We start from the raw sequence: 23284 nt of genomic DNA on the forward strand, positions 1-23284 counted from the left end.
ATTAAATTTTTGGTTCAAATCAGCAGAGGCTTTGCAAAAATTTCTCACATTCTTTTGGCAACGGTGCATTCAAAGTCATTTGTTTACCACTTTCGGGATGCGTAAAAGTGATTTGATGCGCATGCAGAAACATACGTTTTAATGCACCACGACTATCGGTTGCTTTTAATAAAGCACGATTTAAAGCAAAGTCACCATATTTATCATCGCCCGCAATGGCAAAACCGCTGGATGATAAATGCACGCGGATCTGATGGGTGCGACCAGTTTTTAATTCCGCTTCTAATAATGCGAAATCGTTATACTTTTTCTTCAAGCTAAATACGGTGTGGGATTCCATGCCATCTGCTTGCACGCGCACACGGCGCTCACCATCTGCCGTCGTATACTTATGGAGTGGCAATTTAATGTGCTGTCTTTGATTTTTCCAATCGCCTGCGACCAAAGTGAGATAACGCTTGTCCGTTTCACCATCGCGCATTTGTTCATGCAGATTGACCAAGGCCGAACGTTTTTTTGCTAACAACAGGATTCCTGAGGTTTCTCTATCTAATCTATGCACCAATTCCAAGAACTTGGCATCAGGGCGTGAGGCACGTAGTTGCTCAATAACACCAAAACTGACGCCAGAACCACCATGCACAGCAACGCCGGCTGGCTTATCAATAATTAACAAATGACTATCTTCAAACACAATCGCAAATTCAGCTCCTGGAACATGTGTTGTCTCTTTCTCGGCTATTCGAGTTGGCGGAACCCGCACAACATCGCCCTCTTTCAAGCGATACAACTGATCAATACGCCCTTTATTCACACGCACTTCACCAGACCTCAAAATCCGATAAACATGACTTTTTGGCACACCTTTACAGATACGCAACAAAAAGTTATCAATACGCTGACCAGCATCTTCTTCAGTGATTGTAATGAGTTGCACTTGTGCAAAAGTTTGCGAGGCGGTCTGCCCTTCAGCCATTTTGGATGGTTTTTGAGATATTCCACCCATATTTATCGCTAAGTCCTTCATTTTGAATATATAATCCCTGAGGCTAGAGCTCACAAAGCTTCAGCATGTGTAAGAAAGACGACTATTCTACACAGGGGCGTGTCTATCGGCCTCGCCATTTTGCAAATTCGATAGAAAAGATGTGTATGCACATCGTTTTTTGCAGGTCAAGGTTGCAACCAATTGTGGCAATCGGACTCATGCAAAGCGATTTGGATCAGAAAGTTTGAAATATAAGGATAAGTCTGGCAAGAGATGCGAATTGACATAAATTCGCTGGCTTGCCGGTTGATGGTTTTAGAAATACCGGTCGATTTCGTCATACGTGATGTAGTTAAATTGAACTACCAACGCTTTGACACTATTTATATTTTAGTAAGTTGCGCATCGCCTGAATAATTATTAGCTTGATGTAACTCTGTTTCGCGTCTAAGGATGTCGGAATGCAAGCCAGAGTATTCGGAGACATGTGCACTCGCCCCAGGTAAAAATCATCCGCGCCAAGCGCACAAGAGATTTAATGAACACCTTTGAATGATTCCAGCTTTACGCTGATCGCTCGCAGGATTATTTTTTACATTTCTTCGTGTCAGTGGCATTTCCCGCCCCCTCAAACTCTCCGCTCTCGCATACATCCAATGTAAGCACGCCACTATTGTTCAGCCGAGCTGACGCTAGTGATAAATGGCTTTGATGCCATGGAGAAAAATATGAAACGTATGCTATTTAATGCTACGCAGCAAGAAGAGTTGCGCGTAGCGATCGTCAATGGACAAAAACTGATTGACATCGATATCGAAACCACCGGACGCGAACTCCGTAAATCGAATATCTACAAAGGTGTTATTACCCGCATTGAACCATCCCTTGAAGCCTGTTTCGTCAACTATGGCGAAGAACGTCACGGCTTTTTACCCTTCAAAGAAGTGGCGCGCAGCTATTTCAAAGAAGGCATCGATGTTCGTAATTCATCGATCAAAGATGCCTTGCGTGAAGGGCAAGAAATCATCGTACAGGTAGAAAAAGAAGAACGCGGTAACAAAGGCGCAGCCTTGACTTCTTTCATCTCTTTGGCTGGTCGTTATTTAGTATTGATGCCAAACAACCCGCGTGGTGGTGGTGTTTCCCGCCGCGTTGAAGGTGAAGACCGTCAAGAACTGCGCGAAACTATGGACAAGCTGGACTTGCCACAAGGCATGTCCGTGATTGCTCGTACCGCAGGCATTGGTCGCAATGTCGATGAATTGCAATGGGATCTCAACTACCTGATGCAACTCTGGCGCGCAATTGATGGCGCTGGCAAATCTGCTCAAGGCGCCTTCCTGATTTATCAAGAATCCTCCTTGGTGATTCGTGCGATCCGTGATTATTTCCAGCCGGACATCGGCGAAATTCTGATCGACACTGACGACATCTACGAACAAGCTCAGCAGTTTATGAGCCACGTGATGCCAGATATGGTGCACCGTGTAAAACGCTACAGCGACGACGTGCCATTGTTCTCACGCTTCCAGATCGAACATCAGATCGAAACAGCCTACTCACGCACTGTGCCTTTGCCTTCTGGTGGCGCGATCGTTATTGACCACACCGAAGCTTTAGTTTCTGTGGACGTCAACTCCGCTCGAGCAACACGTGGTGGCGATATCGAAACAACCGCGTTCAACACAAACTGTGAAGCAGCTGAAGAAGTTGCGCGTCAATTACGTTTGCGTGACCTGGGTGGTTTGATCGTGATCGACTTCATCGACATGGAAAACGCCAAAAATCAACGTGAAGTTGAAACACGCTTGAAAGACGCATTGCGCTATGACCGCGCTCGCGTACAGATGGGTAAGATCTCCCGTTTTGGCTTAATGGAATTGTCTCGCCAGCGCTTGCGCCCTTCTCTCTCAGAAGGCAGCCATGTCACTTGCCCACGTTGTAATGGCACAGGCCATATCCGCGATACTGAATCTTCTGCTTTGCAAGTCTTGCGTATCATCCAAGAAGAAGCAATGAAGGAAAACTCAGCAGCGATCCACGTCCAAGTGCCAGTCGACGTCGCAGCTTTCTTGCTCAATGAGAAGCGCGGCGAAATACTCAAGATAGAAAATCGTCACCGCGTAACAGCTATTTTGATTCCAAACAAACATCTGGAAACACCGCATTACAAACTCGATCGCCTAAAACATGATGATCCACGTCTGGAAGAAGCACATGTTAGCTATGCCATGGCTGAACAAGCAGATACCGATATTGGTTACAGCAAACGCCAAAAAGATGATGTCAAACCACGTCAAGAAGCGGTTGTGAAGAGCATTACACCGGATACAGCGCCTATTGTTGAACGTAAGCCAGCGCCAGTCTCGACACCAGTAAAAGAAGCATCCAGTGGCGGTTTGTTTGCAGGTATTGCAAAATTCTTCAGTTCCATTTTTGGTGCCAGCGAAAGCAAAGCCCCCGTCGTTGAAGAAAAACCAAAGCATAGCCGTGACAAGCAAGGTGACCGTAATCGCCAGCGCAATCGCGGTCGCAACGGCAATGGTCGCAACGGTCGTAATGCGAATGGCGCAGAGACTGAAGATCGTCCGGCGAATGCGAACACTGCAGCAATTAACACTGCAAAAGATGCAAACAAAACCGTAGCTAACGATACAAACACGCAAACACGTCAGGCAAAACAAGCTCGCCCACCACGTGAAGAAAAAGATGGGCAAGAGCCACGCCGTGAACGTCAGCAACGTCAACGTGATAACCGTAAAGAAAGTGCGAATTTGGAGTCAAAAATAGAGGAACTGAGCAATACAGCCAGTACTACTCCTACGAGTCCGACACCCGCATTGAACAAGGCCAAAACCACAGAGGCGAATGAACCTGCAAACACAGCAAACTTAGATCTTAATGCAGAGCAAAATGATCAAGGTACACAAGCGGAAGAAAGCCGTCGCCGTCGCCGTGGTGGTCGCAACCGCAATCGTCGCGATCGCAACAACGCAGACAACAATGAAACAGTGTCCGGGACTAGCGAAAACAATGGCGAAACGAAAGTCGATGCCGCTCCTGCATTCATTCCTGTAGTCGATTTGCTTAACAGTGCTGCAGAGACTGTCACAGCACCTAGTGTTGACACGAATGTTGCTAGCGCCCCTGTCTTGACGGTCGCATCGGTAGAAACAACGCCAGTGCAAGCCAGCTTCGATTTAGTAACTGCAACGCAAGAACCGTTGGCAGTGGAAGTAGTGACTCCAGTAGCAACTAATGTCGCAGTCGATATAGCACCTGCCAATCAAGCAGTGGCAAGCAACACAGTAGCGGAAGCAGCGCAAGTTGAGATAGTAGCGCAGCCAGTGATCGTGCCAGCTACAGTTGCAGCCGAAGTACTTACTGAGACAATTGCAACTGCAGTCACCAAAGTCACTGAAACCGCTATCGCAGCAGGCGAAGCACCAACTGCCATCATTGATGTTGCACCAGCAGCGACTGAACCCCCAAGTCCAGTAGTTGTTACAGCGCCGGCAAATGAAGTGGCAGCAGCGACAGCACCTGTTCAAGTCACCACCAAAGTAGCGGTGCCAGTTGAAGACTTAACGGCGGTATTGGCAAGTGCTGGATTAGTTTTAGCTGGCACTGACCCAGCCAAATTGAAAGCTGCTCAAGAAGCCGCTGCCAATGCGGCGCCAGTCGCACGTGTAGTTCGTGAGCGCAAGCTTGCAGCACCGGTCGCAGAAGAACCTTTGGTCATGGTGGAAACCAAGCACTAATAGCGAAAACTACTAGCGCTATTGTTTGTGCAATTAGCGTTACTTCAAATGAAAAAGCCCTCTGATTTATTTCACAGGGCTTTTTTCTTACTGCTTAGCTTACTTGATCTAAGCTATTCTCCTGTTGATACTAGCCTACCTGATTGGGCGAGCAATGGCGATTTGTAGTAGGATCAAATCTGGCCTCCATTACACACAAATGCGTCAATGCAGAATGAGCGAAGAATGATGTCGAAAAAAATTATACCCATTATTCAAACAGCAAATCGTTTGGATAACTGGCTTGCCACGACACAAATGCAAACTACAACGGGCAGTTTGCTTGATACTCGCCAGCGCCCTTTACAAGACTTACGCATTTCGGTAACAGACCGTTGCAATTTCCGGTGCACTTACTGCATGCCTAAAGAAGTTTTCAACAAGGACTATCCGTATTTGCCGCATGGTGACTTATTAAGCTTTGAAGAGATTCTGCGCATTGCCCAGTTGTTTGTCGCCCATGGTGTGCGCAAGATTCGATTAACTGGTGGTGAGCCACTGCTTAGAAAAAACATTGAAGATTTGGTCGCAATGCTCAGTGTTCTGCGCACTGTGGATGGCGAAGCAATTGATTTAACTCTAACGACCAACGGCGCTTTATTGGGGCGCAAGGCACAAGCGCTAAAAGACGCGGGATTAAGCCGCATCACTGTATCACTCGATGCATTAGATGACACGATGTTTAAGCGCATGAACGATGTCGATTTTCCTGTCGGTGATGTGTTAGACGGGATACGGGCTGCAAGTACAGCAGGATTCACAAACATTAAAATAAACATGGTGGTGAAAGGCGGCACTAATGATCAGGAAGTCATTCCCATGGCACGCTATTTCAAGTCGAGTGGACACATATTGCGTTTTATCGAATACATGGATGTCGGTGCATCGAATGGTTGGAAACTTGATGAAGTAGTACCAAGCGCGGAGATTATCGAAAAGTTAGAGCAAGCAGGTATGCGATTACAGCCCTTAGGTTCACAGAGTGCCAGCGAAACTGCAACACGCTGGCAACATAGCGATGGGCAAGGTGAAATTGGCTTTATCTCCAGCGTGAGTCAGGCGTTCTGTCATAGCTGCAGCCGAGCGCGCTTATCGACACAAGGCAAACTTTACACTTGCTTATTTGCGAGCGAAGGACATGATTTACGCGCGCTGCTACGCCACCAACAAGAAGACCAGGTCGATCAAAGGTTAAGTCACTTAATTGCGCAAGTCTGGCAAACTAGGGACGACCATTATTCAGAAATGCGTCATCAGCAAACTGATCTGACACAAAGAAAAAAAATCGAAATGTCCTACATCGGCGGTTAGCTGTTTTTAACATTCACTCATGATTCCTCCAAAACAAATTACAGGTTTAATCCTCGCAGGCGGGCGTGGTACACGCATGGGGCAAGTCCAAAAAGGCCTGCAATTGCTACATGGTGAGCCCATGCTAAATCACGTGTTGCGACGCCTACATCCGCAAGTGGGAGAGCTCATCATCAATGCGAATCAAGATCGTGAGCTCTACGCTGAATATGGACATCCGCTCGTAACTGATCAAATTACTGGTTATGCAGGCCCCTTAGCAGGCCTGCACGCTGGGCTAATACGATGTGAGACGCCTTTTCTGATGAGCGTACCATGCGACTCTCCCTTCTTACCGGATAATTTAGTAGAAAAGTTAGCTCATGCTTTATTCAAGAATAATGCGCAACTTGCGGTAGTAACTGCGCTCGATAGCGAGTCAGAACCAGCTCAAATGCGCGCGCAACCCGTATTTTCCTTGATGGAAACTGGACTCGTTTCGCATCTGCAGTCGTTCTTAGAAAATGGCGGTCGAAAAATAACAGCATGGTATGCCAATTTACGTGTAGTCGAAGTACCGTTTGAAGATGCAGCAAGCTTTAGGAATATCAATACACTGGCTGAATTACAGCTCTACAATCAAACTTTCGACACTTAATATTTTAATCATGTTGACACCAATCCAAGCGAAGGACCAAACGCAAATTTCATTGCAGGAAGTTTTGCAGCAGCAGCCAAGTTACGAGGCACATGCCCTGAGCGTCAATGCAGCTCAACAGATCATCCAAGCTTTCGTTCATGAAGTTCAAGAAACCGAACAAGTCAATTTATTCTCAGCATTTGAAAGAGTCTTAGCGCACGATATCGCCTCTCCTATCGACGTTCCAGCGCATGACAATTCTGCGATGGATGGATTTGCATTTGATGGCACTGCTTTGCAAGCTGGTGGCAGTCTGGAGTTAAGAGTTGTAGGACATGCACTTGCTGGTCACCCATTTCAAGGGCAAATTCAAGCCGGTGAATGCATACGCATTATGACCGGCGCAGTGATGCCAGCTCACTGCGACACGGTCGTGCCACAAGAATTCACTGAAAGCGTCGGTCAAAATCAAATCCGCTTCGCTGTCGGCAAATTACAATTGGGTGATAACCGTCGTTTTCGAGGGGAGGATTTAAGCAAAGGTAAAATCGCTCTCGGTAAGGGTAAGCATATCACGCCGGCGGATCTCGGCTTATTAGCGTCACTCGGCTTAGCGCAAATTGAAGTCAAACGAAAAGTAAAAGTCGCTTATTTTTCCACCGGCGATGAGATACGCTCCCTAGGCGAATCACTGGATGCAGGCAGCGTTTATGATAGCAATCGCTACACCATCTACGGGATGTTGCAGCGCCTCGGATGCGAGATGCTAGACATGGGAGTGGTTGCCGACAATCCCGATCAACTGGAACAGGCCTTGCGCCATGCATGTGAGCATGCCGATGCGATCATTACTTCGGGCGGCGTCTCGGTTGGTGCAGCAGACTACACCAAACAGATCATGGCAAAATTAGGCGAAGTCGAGTTCTGGACGATAGGAATGCGCCCCGGACGACCTATGGCATTCGGGCGAATTCATTCAAACGGACATAGCGCTTTTTTATTTGGGCTGCCAGGCAATCCGGTAGCAGTCATGGTGACTTTCTATTTTTTTGCCCAGCAAGCCTTACATGCATTGATGGGGGTGACGCCGACACCTGTAATTACCGTGTCGGTAAAATCCAAAAATGCTATTCGAAAACGACAAGGCAGAACCGAATATCAACGTGGGATTGTGACAAAAACCGCCGATGGCCTGCTAGAAGTCGCCGTTACTGGTTCACAAGGATCAGGTATCTTGCGCTCCATGTCTGAAGCCAATTGCATGATCATATTGGATGACGCCTGCAGCGACGTCGGCGCAGGCGATCTTGTTAATGTGTTGCTTTTTGATGGCCTGACTTAAAAAGTAAATCAAGCTTCTTTCATAAAATCTAGGCTAAACAGAGCTGCAGGCCAAAACAATGTCAGGAGTATTCTTCTTAATAAGCGTTTATCTTCAAGAGCTTAAGCTCTATAATTGAACCGTGGAAACAAAATTAATCAATCAAGCGAAATGGGAAATCTCGAAAAAATCACCAGACACCCGTCGCTGGATTTTGTCGCATCTTGCTGGCATAAGCCGCTTCACCTGATGCGACTTATTCCCGCCCAAATCGGCAACGCCCTCTTCAGCTCTCAAACTGGCTCCCAACTAAGCTCCAAGTTTAGTTCAGTTTTTTTGCGATGTTTGATGTTGTATTTCTGTTTGCTATGGTTTTGCAATGCCCCTGTTTTTGCACAAACAAAAGTGCCGCTACTATTTGGTGAAAACAAAAATGAAAAAGGCGAGATGATACCTTTAGGTGATCCGTTCGTTAAAATTTTTTCGTTTATCGAAAAAGACTTAAAAATCAAATTTGAATTGCAGATTTATCCTTGGAACAGAGCTGTAATGTTGGCAACGAATGGGCGAGGATTAATTTTCGGTTTAAGTCTAACGCAAGAAAGAGATGCTATTTTTAGTTTTACCGAGCCGGCCATGTATCGCCATTTGTGGCTGGTTACACGTTCAGACCGCCGCTTCAAATTTAACAAGCTAGAAGATCTAAAGGGTAAAACTATAGGCATCGTACGTGGCTCAAAATATGGCGGTGACTTTGACGCGCAAAAAGGAATACTTTTCCAAACCGATGATGATATCGATGCTTATGCCCCGCGCCTCAAAAAATTACTAAATCAAAGAATCGATGCAATGGTTTTTGCCAGCTCATTAACCGATGCCAGTGAAGTAGAAAAAGTTGTGAGCGCCATCAAACTTTACAACGAGAATGACACAACTGAACCGTCTTACCGTCAATTCAGCGTGCTACCGGTACCGATTCTAAAAGATGGCATCCGCTTTGCAATGCTAAAAGGCAAGAACGATCAATTGGTTAAGAAGATTGATCAATCTTTGCAGAGGTTTCATGCTTACGAAGCTTCAGTACTTCGCAAAAAAGTCACTTCTCAACGCAAGCCCTGATACAAATACATACAACTGACTACAAAATTGGGACAGGATTCCCTAATTTCCCTTCGCCTTGATCTCTATACTCGTGACTCAATCTTGAGCACGGAGAATCTTTTGAAATTACCTCTTATTCTATCTAGCGTTATCGTTTTACTCTCGGCTTGCGGTGGAAGTTCTAGTTCTGACACCCCAACGCCTAGCAAGAAAGTCAGTGTTTCTGAGGTGAGCACGGATCAATTGGTCTATCGCAAAATCAGTACCATCACAATTAAGGGGCAAAACTTAGATGCGGGTATCAATTTTTCCCATTCGGGCTGCTTAAAAATTACCGAATTGACCGGTAGTACAGCGACACAAAAAGTCTTCAGCTGCAAAATGGTTGGCGTTGGCACAGTACCCGTAGTCATCACAGATGGCTCTGGCAACTCACTCTATGCGAGTAATGTCAGCATTCCACTAGCAGCTCAACCTCAAGTCACCGTGGTCACTAATCAAGGCACCGTTGTTTTGGAGTTAAATCCTGCCAAAGCACCGATTACGGTCGACAATTTTCTTAGCTATACAGAAACTGGCTTTTACGTGAACAAGATCTTCCATCGGGTAATCAAGGACTTCATGATCCAAGGTGGCGGCTTTAGTGCTGATCTAACGCAAGCGGTGACGCAGGCTCCAATCAAACTAGAAGTGGGCAAGGGTTTGAGCAATATACGTGGCAGTATCGCAATGGCACGAACCAGCGTATTGGATTCAGCAACCTCACAATTTTTTATTAACGTTGTTGACAATCTCACCTTAGATACCAGTGCAGGTGGTTATGCAGTGTTTGGCAAGGTGGTCAGCGGTTTGGACGTAGTTGATAAGATCAAAGTCGTGCCAACAAGTACGCGTGGTGGCATGGCCGACGTTCCTGACACCGCTGTTGTTATCAATAGTATGTTGCAAACCCAGTAATCATCTTGACTTAGTACTACCTACTCCCTCTTCGGGCTGGCTTTTACGCCAGCCTTTTTTTATTGCGCAAAAAGCTCAATGAATAAAAATCAAACTGACAAAAGATTACTGAAAAATTGCAGCCAACTCGGGGGCATTAGCAGCGCTTTGGCCACTCCTGCACCCACTAATTTTGAAATTGTCTTTCAGTAAAAATAAACCAAAAAGTGCCTCGATCAGGCTGTAGTTTATCTTCTACCGGAATGCCACTTAGCTTAAAATATGGCATAGAAACTCGCTATGTGCACAAAGCATCAAACGGTATCGAGGGATTGTGATAGATTATTTATCGCAAGAACCAATTCTAAACTGACAATATCAAGGCATAAAAGACATGAATCAATTATTGCAAGTATCACACCTATTTCGGTTACTCAGCAAACTTATTCTGGTCGGCATAATCGCCAGCGTCAGTTTACTGACGGCATGCAATGAAAAATATGCGCCTATGGAAACGGTGAAACAAGTGGAACTAGATCGTTATTTGGGGAAATGGTACCAAGTCGCGTTTATTCCAAACAGTTTTCAATCTATGTGTATTGCTGACACTCAGGCCGAATATCAGCTTGACGATAAAGATGTTCGTGTCATCAATCGCTGCCGCACCAAGGACGGCGGAATAGAACAGGCAAATGGCATTGCAAAACTGGTTGAAAACAGCAACAACACTAAACTACGCGTCAGCTTCTTTCGTCCGTTTTATGGCAATTATTGGGTACTCGATTTAGATCCCAATTATCAGTGGGTCTTGGTTGGAGAGCCTAGTCGCAAATACGGCTGGATACTGTCGCGCACGCCACAGCTTGATTCTGCCATTCAACAATCCATTTTGAAAAAAGCGGAAACACTAGGCTATCAACGCAGTCAATTTCAAGTCAGCGCCCAAAGTAATCCGCTCAAATAAATATCTTCATTGAGAACAAAAACGCCCTTAACAAATTGCTTCAGGGCGCTTTTTAAGTTCTTACCAATTCAGCTGACAAGCAATGGCTAACATCACCAAAGCCAACACAAAATAAATCACCTGCAATGGAATCATCCATTTGGCCCAAGTCACCCAAGGAATCCGGGCTAATGCCAACACACCAACGGTGATGCCAGATGTCGGTATCATTGGTGTAGTGAACTCACCAAATTGAAACGCGAGTACCGCTGTTTGACGTGATACACCGACCAAATCCGAAAGTGGCGCCATGATAGGCATAGTTAAAGCAGCTTGTCCGCTACCTGAGTGAATGAAGAAATTAATCACCGACTGAATCACAAACATTTTGTGGGCCGCGAACACGGAATTATCTGCCTGCACCAACGGCGTCAAATGAAACAACATGGTGTCGATAACATGTGCGTCACGTGCCAAAATCATAGTGCCGCGCGCTAAAGCGATTACGAGTGCGGTCGTAATTAAATCTTTGGCACCGTGAATAAAGGCCTCGACAAATTCATCCGAACTCAAACGTCCAACAATCCCGACCAAGATCGCCATCACCAAAAAGAGCGCCGCAATTTCATTGATAAACCAAGCATATTTCACCACGCCGAACACCATAACGCCGAGTGTTATTGCAAACATCAGCAGCACAGCCTTGTGCGTCTTGGTCACTCCCTCAAAGCTAGCCAATTCATCGTCTTGTTTTTGCGCACGCCGTTCTTGATCAATGGCGTAGGTCGGCGACAACATAGGATTTTTCTTAATTCGTGCGGCGTACCACATCAAAAAAGCGATCGTCAACGTTGTCGCCAAAGCCCATACAATCAGACGAAATCCAATACCAGAAAATACGGGAACACCAGCGATGCCCTGGGCAATACCAACATTAAAGGGGTTTAAAAATGCCGCCGCAAATCCCACTTGCGATCCGACAAATGGAATCGATACACCAACAATCGAGTCATAACCCAAAGCCAAGGCCAAAGGAATAAATATCATCACGAAAGGGATTGCCTCTTCGGCCATCCCAAACGTCGCTCCGCCTAATGAAAACAAGGTCACAAATACGGGAATAATCATCACTCGCACTAAGTGAGAGCGCGTGTGGGCTTGAGCGACCGATTTGATCATCGAATCAATCGCTTGCGTTTTTTGTAGAACAGCAAAAGCGCCACCCACAATCAACACAAATCCGATAATCAAGGCTGCTTCCACAAAGCCTTTAATCGGTGACATCATCAAATCGACTATTCCTTGCGGATTACTGGCGACATAATGGAACGAACTGGGATCAATCACAGTTTTGCCATTGATCACTTGGGTCTCGTATTTCCCACCTGGCACAAACCAAGTTGAAATCGCGAGTATCGCCAACAGTGCAAATAGCAGCACGAAGGTATTCGGCATTCTAATTTTTTTTAACATACGAGTCTCTCTTATTCTTTTAACCTAGACGATTTACATCGATAACAAATTACCGCTGCGATAGGCAATCGCGCCAGCAACCTTGGCAACCCGCATACCTTTCTGTGCATAACGCCGTGCAACCCGCGCATACAAGACGCCAGCCACACCAGAAATCATCGGTGTCACTTGACCTGAAATCGGATCAATCAAATCACCAATAGATTCACCTGCCTCAACGACATCTCCCACATTTTTTGTGAATGCCAATATGCCCGCATGCGCTGCGATGATAGGTTCGGAACCTTCAAGCGGTGTAGGTTGGCATAGTGCTGCGGGCATCGACTCTGCTTCCGCCAATATATGTCCAGCTTGAATGAGAAATTGCACAATGGCGTGCGCATCTTGCTGAGCATGCTCATGCACGACATCAGCTTCGCCGCGCAATTCAATGGTCACCGATTGGCAGCCTAATGCAATTGGCGTCACAGCGCCGAATTCCTCGGCCAGCTCCCACCAATGACGTGCGCAAGATTCATCAAATGGATCATCACCAGATAAGACAGATAGCAGTAGAGCACGTCCACCTAAATAACGAACTAGAGGCATAGTTGCATCTGCCCATGGTGTTCCAGTATACAGGTGCATCACTGCTTGATTATCACAATGTAGATCTAGCACAATGTCCGCATCAATCGCTAAAGATTGCAATGTCTTTTTAAGAGCAGTCGCCTCGCTGTTGGGCTGCCACTCCGCTAGCAAAGCCAAAGCCTGTTCACGAATCAAGGCGGTATTCACCTGAATATCAGCACCTAGTTTTCCTGCTAATCGTTGTTTCAAAGCAGGCGTCAAATATTGATAGCCGCGATTAAAATTTATGCCGGTGGCGAGATCGAAACGGCCGAACGCACTGCCCTGTATATCCTGTGCTAGGCCAATAGGATTCGCCACTGGTACCAAGACAATCTCGCCGGCAATTACACCAGCTTGCTCTAAGGCGGTAAAGCTCTGGCGTAGATAGTGGCTAACTAGCATGCCCGGAATTTCATCCGCATGCAGCGACGACTGGATATACACTTTTTTACCTTGAGTATTGCTACCAAAATGGTAGCTGGTCACTTCTCTACTGGTTCCAGCACTCAGCGTCGGCAGTGCATGTTTCACAATACGCATAACAATACTTTCTAAAAAATTACAAATTCATCTCAATTAATTTTACAAACAGATTGACCCGCATCTACACATACCAATTCCTACACATCCTGCCGCCAGCATCATTTCGTTGCATTATCGATGTCTTTTATTCACCTGCAAACAACAATCAAACAAAACGTTGTTGCCAAACTATTCTTGAACACATAAATTTATGTCTGATTTTTTACACATTCTATCTTTATGAAAAAAATCTGACAATAACTATTGAAATTTATTTTGATTCGTTCTAAAGTGCAGCCATCGACATTGTTTAGTTTTTTCAAAAATAGAGAAAATGAAAAAAATCCTGACTTCCACTGAATCGCATTCACCTGATCTGGTATTCGCCAAATCTAGTTTAGGCGAGAGCTTGATGCAGCAATTGAAGGAAGGTTCCTCCTCTTATAAGCGGATCGCGGACTATCTATTGCGCAATCAAGTCAAAGTTACTGCCTTGGGCATCGAAGACATGGCGGAACAATGCGAAGTATCGACAGCAACGATCAGTCGCTTTGCCCGTGATTTGGGATTCGCTAACTATGCAGCACTAAAAAATAAGATTGCGGAAACCGTACAAGAGATTTTCTCACCTGTTGAAAAGTTACGTAACACTATAGAAGCGCGCAAAAGCAATTCATCACCAGCAAACGCTAGCTTGCAATCGGCTACGGCAAACATCAATGCCGCCAGTCATGGCATAGAAGACGAACAGATGAGTCAGATCATCAATCGACTGAGCAAAGCTGGTACTGTATATATTATGGGCTTCGGCATCAGCGCACATTTGGCTGGCATGCTCGCACTGCATTTACAACCTTATTGCAATCGCGTAGTTGAAGTAGTGGCGTATGGCGGCACCGAAGTCGCTGCGGGCAATTTGGCAAACATCACCGATAAAGACGTACTGATCGTGATTTCATTCCCACGTTACGCCTTAGACGTGATTCGCCTCACGCAATTTGCACGCAATCATGCCACTTGTATTGTCGCCATTACCGATTCATCTGCATCACCGATCGCGCAACTTGGCGATTACTTGTTATTAGCACCTAGCACACATGCAGTGTTGGCCAGCAGCTCAACTGCCGCCACCGCTGTCATCGAAGCTTTAGTCAGCAGCATCATGGTTTCAAATAAGAAAAACGTCGAGAAAGCAATTCGTTTAACGGAAGCGCTCTCAGGCTATTTACACAATAACGATAACACCACAAGAACCTCGCAACTGGAAAGTCGCAAGCCGAAAAAGTAAGTTCCCACACTAAGCCACTGCTAACAACAAGCACTTTGAAAAGTGCTTGAACGGGATCTCTTTTTCGCAAAATTTTTGCAGCATTATTTTTAAAACCTGAGGAGTCAATAAAGATGAGTAATTACAAAGCAGGCACACAGCGCTTCCCATCTGTGCCGAAGAAAATCACATCAGCAACCTGGTCCGCACTGGGCGTGATGGCAATGCTGAGTATTTCTGCGAATACGGCATTCGCTCAAGAAAAAGCTGCAGAACCTGCGATTCAAAAAGTAGAAATTACTGGCTCATCCATCAAACGTATCAATGCAGAAACTGCTTTGCCAGTACAAGTTATTAGCCGCATTGAGATCGAAAAAACTGGCGCTACCAATGCTGAGCAATTATTAAATACACTAAGTGCCAATACAGGCTACACACAAGAATCCGCGAGCATTAGCGACAAACCTGGCTCAAGTGGCTTATCAGGCGCAAACTTACGCGGTTTGGGTGTTTCTTCTACTTTGGTTTTGCTCAATGGACGTCGCTTAGCTGCGTTTGCATTCGGTGGCGAAGGCACTGACTTAAACTCTATCCCTTTGTCCGCGCTAGAACGCGTTGAAGTATTGAAGGATGGTGCCTCTGCGGTGTACGGTGCTGATGCGGTGGGCGGCGTCATTAACTTCATCACTCGTAAAGACTTTGCGGGATTGGAAATTAGCGCCGGCGGCTCACGCACTAAAGAAGGTGGCGGCGGTGACAAGAACGTCAGCATTTTGGCAGGATTTGGTGACTTGAACAAAGAAGGTTACAACGTATTTGCCAGCATACAGCATAAAAAATACGATCAATTGCGCACAGCACAGCGTGACTTCGCCGTCAGCGCATGGCGCCCACTAGAGGCACGTGGTTACGCTGACAACTTCACTTCAGCAAACACATTCCCAGCCGGCATTTACTCTGTTGGTGGAAAAAAGTATTTGGGTAACCCAAGTGCGCCAGATTGCGCACCGCCAGCTAGTATCAATATCAGTGGTGCCTGCCGCTTTGATTACCAAGCAGCAGCGGATATCTATCCTGAGTCAGCAAAAACAAACTTTATCAGCCGCGCCACATTAGCGATCGATGCTGATCATACTATTTTTGCGGAATTCACCGCTTCGAAAAATGATGCTAAATATCGCCTCTCTCCTACCGGTGTCAATGGAAATCAAGGTACAAAATCAAGCGCTTTCACGTATCCAGCAGGCGGCCCTTTTTATCCTGCGTTCTACGTCAACTCAGCCGGTGTCAAAGTGGCAACCGATGGTCAGCCGTTCAATGTCCGTATCCGCTTAACACCAGGCGGTGCTCGTACCAATGGCCAAGAATCGAATCAATCACGTCTGTTGTTAGGTAGCGAAGGTACTATCGCAGGCTGGGATTACAACACAGCCTATGCTCACTCAGTTTCGGATAACACACAGACTTTGACGAATGGTTACTATGACCGCGTCAAATTATTGGCTGCTTTCAGAACAGGCAAAATCAATCCATTCGGCGCACAAACTGCCGAAGGACAAGGATTATTAGACGCGGCTGAACGCAATATCGATGGTCGCAAAGGTAAATCCACTAGCGATGTGTTCGATGCGCGCTTTACTCGTGAACTTGCTAAAACCGATGCGGGTGTAGTGGGTATTGCAACGGGTATCGAATTCCGTCGTGAAAAATTGGAAGACAATTCATCTGATGAAATTTTGTCTGGCACAATTTATTCCACTTCGAAGTCTCGCCGTGTGTCTGAATCTCGCGATGTGAAAGCGATCTTCGCTGAGCTTGAAGTGCCATTGACTAAAGAATTAAGCTCACAACTCGCTTTGCGTCATGATTCCTACGGTGGCAGCATAGGAAGCTCTACTAATCCTAAAGTCGCGTTGCGTTACCAACCAAGTAAAGAAGTCTTGTTCCGTGCTTCGTTTGGCACAGGCTTCCGTGCTCCTACGATGAAAGATTTGGATCCATCCAAAGTCGAAACAGCAACTGGCGGTTTGTATTTCGATACGATAGGCTGCAACAAGTACAACTCACAATGTTTTAGCGACCAAATCCCAACAACAGAAGCGGGTAATCCGAATCTAAAACCTGAGAAATCAAAACAATTCTCAGTTGGTTTTGTGTGGGAACCAGCAGCCGCTTTTTCAGCTGGCATCGATTACTGGAGCGTACGTAAGACGGACGTTATCAAGTTTGCACCTGAAACCTTAATTGATACCGATCCAGCTTACGTAGAAAAGTTCATCACGCGTGACAGTGATGGCTATATCTTGAACTGGGCATTGACTGCACAAAACCAAGGTAAAGAAACTAAGAGCGGTATTGATATCAATTTGGCCTATCGTGCGAAATTGGATGGCTACGGCAAGTTCACAACCCGCCTCTCAGGCACTTTGATGACCAAGAGTGAACAGCAATTTGCTGCCAGTTCAAAAGTCTTCGACAACCTCGGCAAATGGGGCTTTGAATACGTGACACCAAAGTGGCGTCATCGTTTGAGCGGTGATTGGGATATTGGCTCATGGGGTTTCACTTTGTCCAATACTTTCCAATTGCATCATGAAGATCAACAGTTAGATCCAAACGGTAAACGCCCAACTGTAGCTTCTTATAGCTTGTGGGATTTGCAAACGGCTTATTACGGGTTCAAAGACATTAAGGTTACCGGCGGCATTTTGAATGTATTTAACACTAAGCCTCCGTTCTCTAATCAGACTTTGACTTACTTTGCTGGCTTTGATTCGACCTATGTTGATCCACGTGGACGTGCATTTTACGTTCGTTTGAATTACGCCTTCAAATAAACAGAATATAGGATAACCAGTACCATTTTCTTGTGCGGCATTTCTCCCGCATTTCGGGTAGCATCTTAGGATTGCTACCCTTTTTTTTACATAGAATTCACTCGCCATAAATTAGTTCGCCGTAACTTCCCGAACAATATGGCATACATCTATTTTGGATAAATCATGACACTCACCGTGACTTGCGTTTTCTCGCCACTACACCAATGTCTAAGTATGCAGGGTGCAGTGCTGTTACGCCTTACATTCATCTGCCTAAGCTTACTTTCCGCACCATCACAAGCCAACACTGACCTTAGCAAAGTACGCGGTTCTCTACTTATTGCTGGTGGCGCTTTACGCAATGACAATGCAGCAGTATGGGAAAAATTAATTGAGCAAGCCGGCGGCAAAGACAGTAAGATTGCCGTTATCCCGGCGGCATCTGGCAACCCTGATCGGGCGGCTGAATTTGTTGTACAGACCTTAAAGAAATATGGTGGCAATGCTTTTCTCATCCCACTTTCAATTAAGTATGAGACCAAAGATAGTCAGAAAAAAACCTCGCAAATCAATCAAGATCCACACTGGATCTCACAAATTGAACGAGCCAACGGCGTGTACTTCACTGGCGGCGATCAAGCAAAAATTACCCGTGCTTTAGTGAATGCCGATGGCAAACCCAGCGCGATGTTAAATGCGATCTGGTCGCTTTATCAACGTGGTGGCGTCATCGCTGGCACCAGCGCTGGCGCAGCGATCATGAGTACTACGATGTTCAACGATGCGAAAGGTGTTCTGGCGACCTTAAAACTGGGTGTCAGCGATGATAAGGAAATCGCTCCCGGCTTAGGTTTTATTGGCAAAGATATTTTTATCGATCAGCACTTGATAATTCGTGGTCGTTTTGCACGTATGTTGCCAGTCATGCTAAAGAAAAATTACAAACTAGGCATAGGCATTGATGAAAACACTGCCTTGCTGGTACGTCCACAGCACAACATTGAAGTCCTAGGCTACAAAGGTGCCATTCTGATTGACTTCAATAATGTGAAAACCAACTCCTCGCTTCCAGAATTCAATCTGCAGAATGCGGGTATTTCCTACTTGTCGCATGGTGATCGTTTCGAACTTGAAAGTAAGCAGATTATTCCAGGCACAGACAAATCATTGATAAGCAATACCGCATCAGAAGACAGCGATCAGGCAGCTGTGTTCTTTCCTAACATTTTAGCCAATACCGCGGTGGTCGAATTAATGTCTGGCTTGGCGGAAAGCTCGCGGAGTTCAGCTTTAGGTTTAGCATTTGATACCGACAGTAAAATCAAACCCGGCTTAGGTTTCGAATTTACGTTCAGCAAAACGCCAGAGTCGAAAGCGTATTTCTCCAGTAGCTCAGGTGCGGAAGCATTTACGGTGATGCGACTGCGATTAGATGTACGACCAGTCAAAATGGCGCAGCCTCTGTATGAGTCCATCAAGTAACTAGTTTATATTTAATTATGTAGACAAAATTAGAGGAAATCATCTGTTGTTTTATTTGGCGACGGAGCTGCAATATGGCTGCGCTAATAGTGGACATACACTAAGATGTTCCGATCAACTATTACCTGCCGTCACAGCAGCTTTGGGAACATTATGAATAGCCAACAATTACCAGCATCAGATCAAAATCTGCCAATTTCAGGTCAGCGTAAAGTACTGCAACTACTCAATAAGTATGCCGAAAGCCATCGTCACCCACACAATGAAATCATTCATTTCATTTGTGTACCAGTCATTATGTGGACGGTATTAGCCTTATTGTGGGCGGTGCATCCACTGGTCGCAGTCGTTAGCAGCGTTGCCGCCCTGCTCTATTATTTCAGTCTGTCACTGGGATTTGCGCTAGGTATGTGCATGATGGCGGCATTAATGCTGGGTGTCCTGTGGTGGATGCCGCAAGAGTTGGTGCTACGCGTAGCCCTTGTTGTGTTTGTGATTGCCTGGATTTTTCAATTCATTGGACACAAGATCGAGGGTAAAAAACCTTCATTTTTTGAAGATTTGCGCTTTCTGCTAATAGGTCCCTTGTTTGTGATCAGCTTTCTATATCGACGTTGGAAATTGCCATATTGATCAACTGAATTCAAGAAGAGACTCACCACAAAATTCTCCATAAAAAAAGCCAGTTTCAAAAACCGGCTTTTTTCAATCTAGGCTTAAGTCAGCACTGAAACAGTGTCTAGCCGATTATGACAAACTCCAAACATGCTCTAATTTTGCCCAAGCTTGTTGTGCTTTGCCATCTTTAGTGGCTGGCTTGAATTTGCATGAAGCGTAAATCTTAACCGCTGCTTTATCCAAAGTTTTGGAACCACTTGATTGTTCTACTTTAGAGTCAACTACGTTACCGTCAGCGCCAACCAAGATAGACAACAACACGGTGCCAGTCTCTTCATTTATCAAAGAAGATTTTGGATAAACTGCTTTTTCGCATGTCTGCTTTTCAACAACAGGAACATCAGCCGCATTTGCAGCAAATACGGAACTCAACAAAGCAACAGCTAACAAGATTTTTTTCATAGTCGGATCACAGAAAAGAGATTGAGATAAGCCCATGAGAACTGTATTGCATAATGACCTGCAAATTGCCACATGGAAACAGTCGACATTCTAAAGAAATTTTTTCCGCATGGCAATACTTATGCACAAAATTTAATCAGTATTTTTGTCGAATGTAAATATATTCCCTTGTCTTTGCGCTGTTGATATCGTCGCGACAATAAAAGACCGAGCATGTGATACCACATGCTCGGCAAAATCATCTACTAACCCGTCCACTTTTGGTCTGGCGGGCCAGTTAATGATGAACTACCTAGGGACAATTATTCATAAGTTGCATTAATATTTACACCGCTAAATGGCTGTTTCGCTTTCAATACGATGTAATACCAGGTGTTCGCTGTAGGAGACGCAATTAAAACGTTTTCGTTGTTACCTGCTTTCAAAGAAGCTGCATCGTACGAGCTGGTCGTTGGATAGCTGTCTTTCTTCACATACAGATCGACATCACCGCTTCCACCATTGGTGTACAGCTTCAGATTCTTCGCACCGGCTGGCACCATAATATAAATATAGGCTTGAGTGTTAGAAGATAAATTCCTGATTGAGCAGTTTTTACCCAATTGTGATGTCGAATTACAAGCTGGCAAGACTACAACGGGTGGCGTAGGCAAAGGTGGCTCACCAGCAACCGTCGCGCTTTGAACCCAAGCTGTAAACTCTGCATCGTATTTAGTGCCTATATTTGCCATATAGGCTTGGTATCCCGTGTAATCACCCACGCGGAATTTAGCCACAATCGCATCAACATCATTGCGATGTTTCTCGTTCATAAAACGCACGGCCATATATCCCCAGCGATAAGCACGCGCCACATAATCAGACATGGAATAAGTATTACCGAAGATGGTGCTGAGTTTATAGGTACCCGTTTTCGCCGCGTCAATCGCTTCCTGATAGTTATTTTTGTGTGACAAATATTCTGCCACACCTTCTATCCACCAAATCGTTGGCTGCGCAGTGCCCGCTGAAAAATCACCCGCCATATCAAAGCGGCCATCCAAATAATGCACATATTCATGCTCCAGATTCCACACTACGAAAGCTGGGCGCAACCAAGACGCTTCATGAGCGATAAAACGTGCCTGATTATTGGCATCTGCCGGATTACCTTCTAAGTACATGCCACCATTATCAGTACTAATGCCATACAAGACACTGGCGTATTTACTGTAGTTGGTATAGTCGTCGAACACGACCAACTCTAGTGACTTGTTATTGTCGTTTGCCACAGGCTGTTGATTCGATACCAGCATATTGTGGAAATAGCCTTCTTCCGCACCCAAGATATTGCAAGAGTCTTGCAACTGCGCCGTCGTCATATCTTGTGCACGAATCTTGATTGTCGGGCTGCAGGTATAACTGGTTTTCAACACGATGTTAGCGAGCTGCGTTTTGTAATTGCATGTGCCGTAATCTGAACAGTTGGCACTATCATAGAAATCAACAGCGGATGCCGCATTCAACCACAGATCGCTATCAGAGCCTGTCATGCTAGACGTCGCCAATTGTTTTTTCACCATGGGCTTCACACTCGGCAACAAAGCTGAATACTTCATAAATCGAAAAGCTTCGTTTTCCGCGTCATTCAACTGATACGCGTTACTAGTAGTCAAAAGCGCAGCTTTGTTGTTCACCACAAAATTATTCAAAGCTGTCGGGTAAGACATATCCTGAATAATCGATGCTGCATTCGCACGATCATGCGCATAGAACATCACCGTTAAAGCACCAGTAAAAGCACCTGCTGCCGATGACTGCAGCAAGCCATTTGAAGCATTTGGATTCGAAGCAGTATTGGTAAAACGTACGAATACATTCTTAACGCTCGGTAGATAATAGGCTTCGTCATTCAGGTTAGTGACCAGCTTGAATACTTCACTGGCGGTATTGCTCCAGGCTGTATTTGACGCATACAAGGTATTACCATCTATCAATTGCTTAATCGGCGTACGCAAACTAGTCATAACAGTCGCGGATGGAGCAGGAATGGTGCTACCACTAGCTAAGTAATAACCAGCACGTAAATAAAGTGTCAAATTTACCAAAGCGATATTCGTGGCATCGTAACTACCCGCCTCTTGGATAAAACGAGATGCCACGGCATTCATATTGTTTGCCGAGTAAATTCCTGCACCTTGTGCAGCGGTTAAAGAAAACAAGCCATAAGTGCATTCAGGATCAGGCAAGGACACCAGATAGTTGGCAAGTGCTGCGCCGCTATAACCCGCCATCGTCGTCACATCTTTGCAAGCTGCAGTTGGCGCTGGCGCCATTAAAGGGTTGGACTTGGTTACTGCCGTGTTTTTATTTGGTGTGTGAAATGCTTCTAGATCACGCTTGCTAAAAGGCAAATTAAATTTGACTTGCTCAGCACTAGGCGGCATTGCTAGACGCTCATGGGGCCGCGGTGCCTGTTTCAATTGCTTGGAAGCATGCTCATGGCGCCCATCTAGCTCATCCCGTTCTAACTTTTCTAGCGAATTGGCTGCAATGGCATGTGACATGCCCATCACATTCGTAGCGACCAAGGCTGCGACGATCATGGTGTTTCGGTTCATTAACATTTTTTGACTCCTCTGTTGTAATTATTGACGGACGCCCAGCAACAACTTCTGCTAACAGGTGTCCACCGATGGATGAGTGGTCTTTCTACTGAAAAGCCCACTCCAGAGCCCCACCACAGTGATGTTTACGAGCTAGCGACCGCAATATGCCATCTCGCAACCCCAACAAAAACTGTAGTAACTGAAGCCTGGTTTCCCCTCCCTTAGAAGAAACAAGACTCAAGCAAAGGCGAACCCATCTTATAAATATATCTAATAAATATCAATGATATATTTCTACAATCGCGTAATCTAAAGACAATTAAATGCAAAAACAGAGTAAATTTTGGCAAGGTAAAGAAATATGAGATTTTGCTTTGAGGTGGAATTCAAAACCCAAACAAAATTCTAAATTCCGTGGTGAA

Annotated in this window: 16 protein-coding genes; 11 read left to right on the forward strand and 5 right to left on the reverse strand. The window is 45.5% G+C overall.

Annotation, left to right across the window (positions count from 1 at the left end):
• Window positions 1–19: 19 nt before the first annotated feature.
• Window positions 20–1027 (reverse strand): RluA family pseudouridine synthase, encoded by a 1008-nt coding sequence (locus ACO0KZ_RS15245; RefSeq protein ID WP_422996703.1) that lies wholly within the window; start codon window positions 1025–1027, stop codon window positions 20–22.
• A gap of 689 nt (window positions 1028–1716) precedes the next feature.
• On the opposite strand from ACO0KZ_RS15245, the gene ACO0KZ_RS15250 reads away from it, so the two are divergent.
• From ACO0KZ_RS15250 to ACO0KZ_RS15280, 7 genes are all read left to right on the forward strand, one after another.
• The gene (locus ACO0KZ_RS15250) at window positions 1717–4749 is read left to right on the forward strand and encodes an Rne/Rng family ribonuclease (RefSeq protein WP_422996705.1); all 3033 of its coding nucleotides are present in this window, start codon (window positions 1717–1719) and stop codon (window positions 4747–4749) included.
• Between the two features lie 228 nt (window positions 4750–4977).
• On the forward strand, window positions 4978–6099 hold the full coding sequence (moaA, locus tag ACO0KZ_RS15255; RefSeq protein WP_422997224.1) for a GTP 3',8-cyclase MoaA: 1122 nt from the start codon (window positions 4978–4980) through the stop codon (window positions 6097–6099).
• A gap of 19 nt (window positions 6100–6118) precedes the next feature.
• Window positions 6119–6736, forward strand: coding sequence for a molybdenum cofactor guanylyltransferase MobA (gene mobA / locus ACO0KZ_RS15260; RefSeq protein WP_422996707.1), 618 nt, complete (start codon window positions 6119–6121; stop codon window positions 6734–6736).
• A 10-nt stretch (window positions 6737–6746) separates the two neighbouring features.
• The gene (glp, locus tag ACO0KZ_RS15265; protein WP_422996709.1) at window positions 6747–8060 is read left to right on the forward strand and encodes a gephyrin-like molybdotransferase Glp; all 1314 of its coding nucleotides are present in this window, start codon (window positions 6747–6749) and stop codon (window positions 8058–8060) included.
• Between the two features lie 150 nt (window positions 8061–8210).
• Entirely contained in the window at window positions 8211–9158 is a 948-nt protein-coding gene (locus ACO0KZ_RS15270; protein ID WP_422996711.1) for a substrate-binding periplasmic protein, read from the forward strand.
• A 363-nt stretch (window positions 9159–9521) separates the two neighbouring features.
• A complete protein-coding gene (locus ACO0KZ_RS15275; RefSeq protein ID WP_422997226.1) occupies window positions 9522–10097 on the forward strand; it encodes a peptidylprolyl isomerase in 576 nt (191 codons plus the stop codon).
• A 373-nt stretch (window positions 10098–10470) separates the two neighbouring features.
• Window positions 10471–11040, forward strand: a complete 570-nt coding sequence (locus ACO0KZ_RS15280; protein WP_422996713.1) for a lipocalin family protein — start codon at window positions 10471–10473, stop codon at window positions 11038–11040.
• Window positions 11041–11100: 60 nt separating this feature from the next.
• On the opposite strand, the gene ACO0KZ_RS15285 is transcribed toward ACO0KZ_RS15280, so the two are convergent.
• Window positions 11101–12492: a YfcC family protein gene (locus tag ACO0KZ_RS15285; RefSeq protein WP_422996715.1), complete on the reverse strand. Its 1392-nt coding sequence runs from the start codon at window positions 12490–12492 to the stop codon at window positions 11101–11103.
• Between the two features lie 33 nt (window positions 12493–12525).
• Entirely contained in the window at window positions 12526–13644 is a 1119-nt protein-coding gene (locus ACO0KZ_RS15290) for a succinylglutamate desuccinylase/aspartoacylase family protein (RefSeq protein ID WP_422996717.1), read from the reverse strand.
• Between the two features lie 316 nt (window positions 13645–13960).
• On the opposite strand from ACO0KZ_RS15290, the gene ACO0KZ_RS15295 reads away from it, so the two are divergent.
• The 4 genes from ACO0KZ_RS15295 (at window position 13961) to ACO0KZ_RS15310 (ending at window position 19827) form a co-directional block, all read left to right on the forward strand.
• Window positions 13961–14914: a MurR/RpiR family transcriptional regulator gene (locus ACO0KZ_RS15295; RefSeq protein ID WP_422996719.1), complete on the forward strand. Its 954-nt coding sequence runs from the start codon at window positions 13961–13963 to the stop codon at window positions 14912–14914.
• A 113-nt stretch (window positions 14915–15027) separates the two neighbouring features.
• Window positions 15028–17730, forward strand: a complete 2703-nt coding sequence (locus ACO0KZ_RS15300) for a TonB-dependent receptor (protein ID WP_422996721.1) — start codon at window positions 15028–15030, stop codon at window positions 17728–17730.
• Between the two features lie 165 nt (window positions 17731–17895).
• Window positions 17896–19194 carry a cyanophycinase gene (locus ACO0KZ_RS15305; protein ID WP_422996723.1) on the forward strand — a complete coding sequence of 433 codons (1299 nt, stop codon included), beginning with the start codon at window positions 17896–17898 and terminating at the stop codon, window positions 19192–19194.
• Window positions 19195–19347: 153 nt separating this feature from the next.
• Window positions 19348–19827, forward strand: coding sequence for a DUF962 domain-containing protein (locus tag ACO0KZ_RS15310; RefSeq protein WP_422996725.1), 480 nt, complete (start codon window positions 19348–19350; stop codon window positions 19825–19827).
• A gap of 114 nt (window positions 19828–19941) precedes the next feature.
• Here ACO0KZ_RS15310 and ACO0KZ_RS15315 read toward each other — a convergent pair whose 3' ends face one another.
• Together ACO0KZ_RS15315 and ACO0KZ_RS15320 are read right to left on the reverse strand one after the other, a co-directional pair.
• A complete protein-coding gene (locus ACO0KZ_RS15315) occupies window positions 19942–20274 on the reverse strand; it encodes an energy transducer TonB (protein WP_422996727.1) in 333 nt (110 codons plus the stop codon).
• 302 nt (window positions 20275–20576) lie between these two features.
• A complete protein-coding gene (locus ACO0KZ_RS15320; protein ID WP_422996729.1) occupies window positions 20577–22880 on the reverse strand; it encodes a collagenase in 2304 nt (767 codons plus the stop codon).
• Between the last annotated feature and the right edge of the window lie 404 nt (window positions 22881–23284).

Source organism: Undibacterium sp. Di24W (genome assembly GCF_049340325.1).
GTDB lineage: Bacteria > Pseudomonadota > Gammaproteobacteria > Burkholderiales > Burkholderiaceae_D > Undibacterium.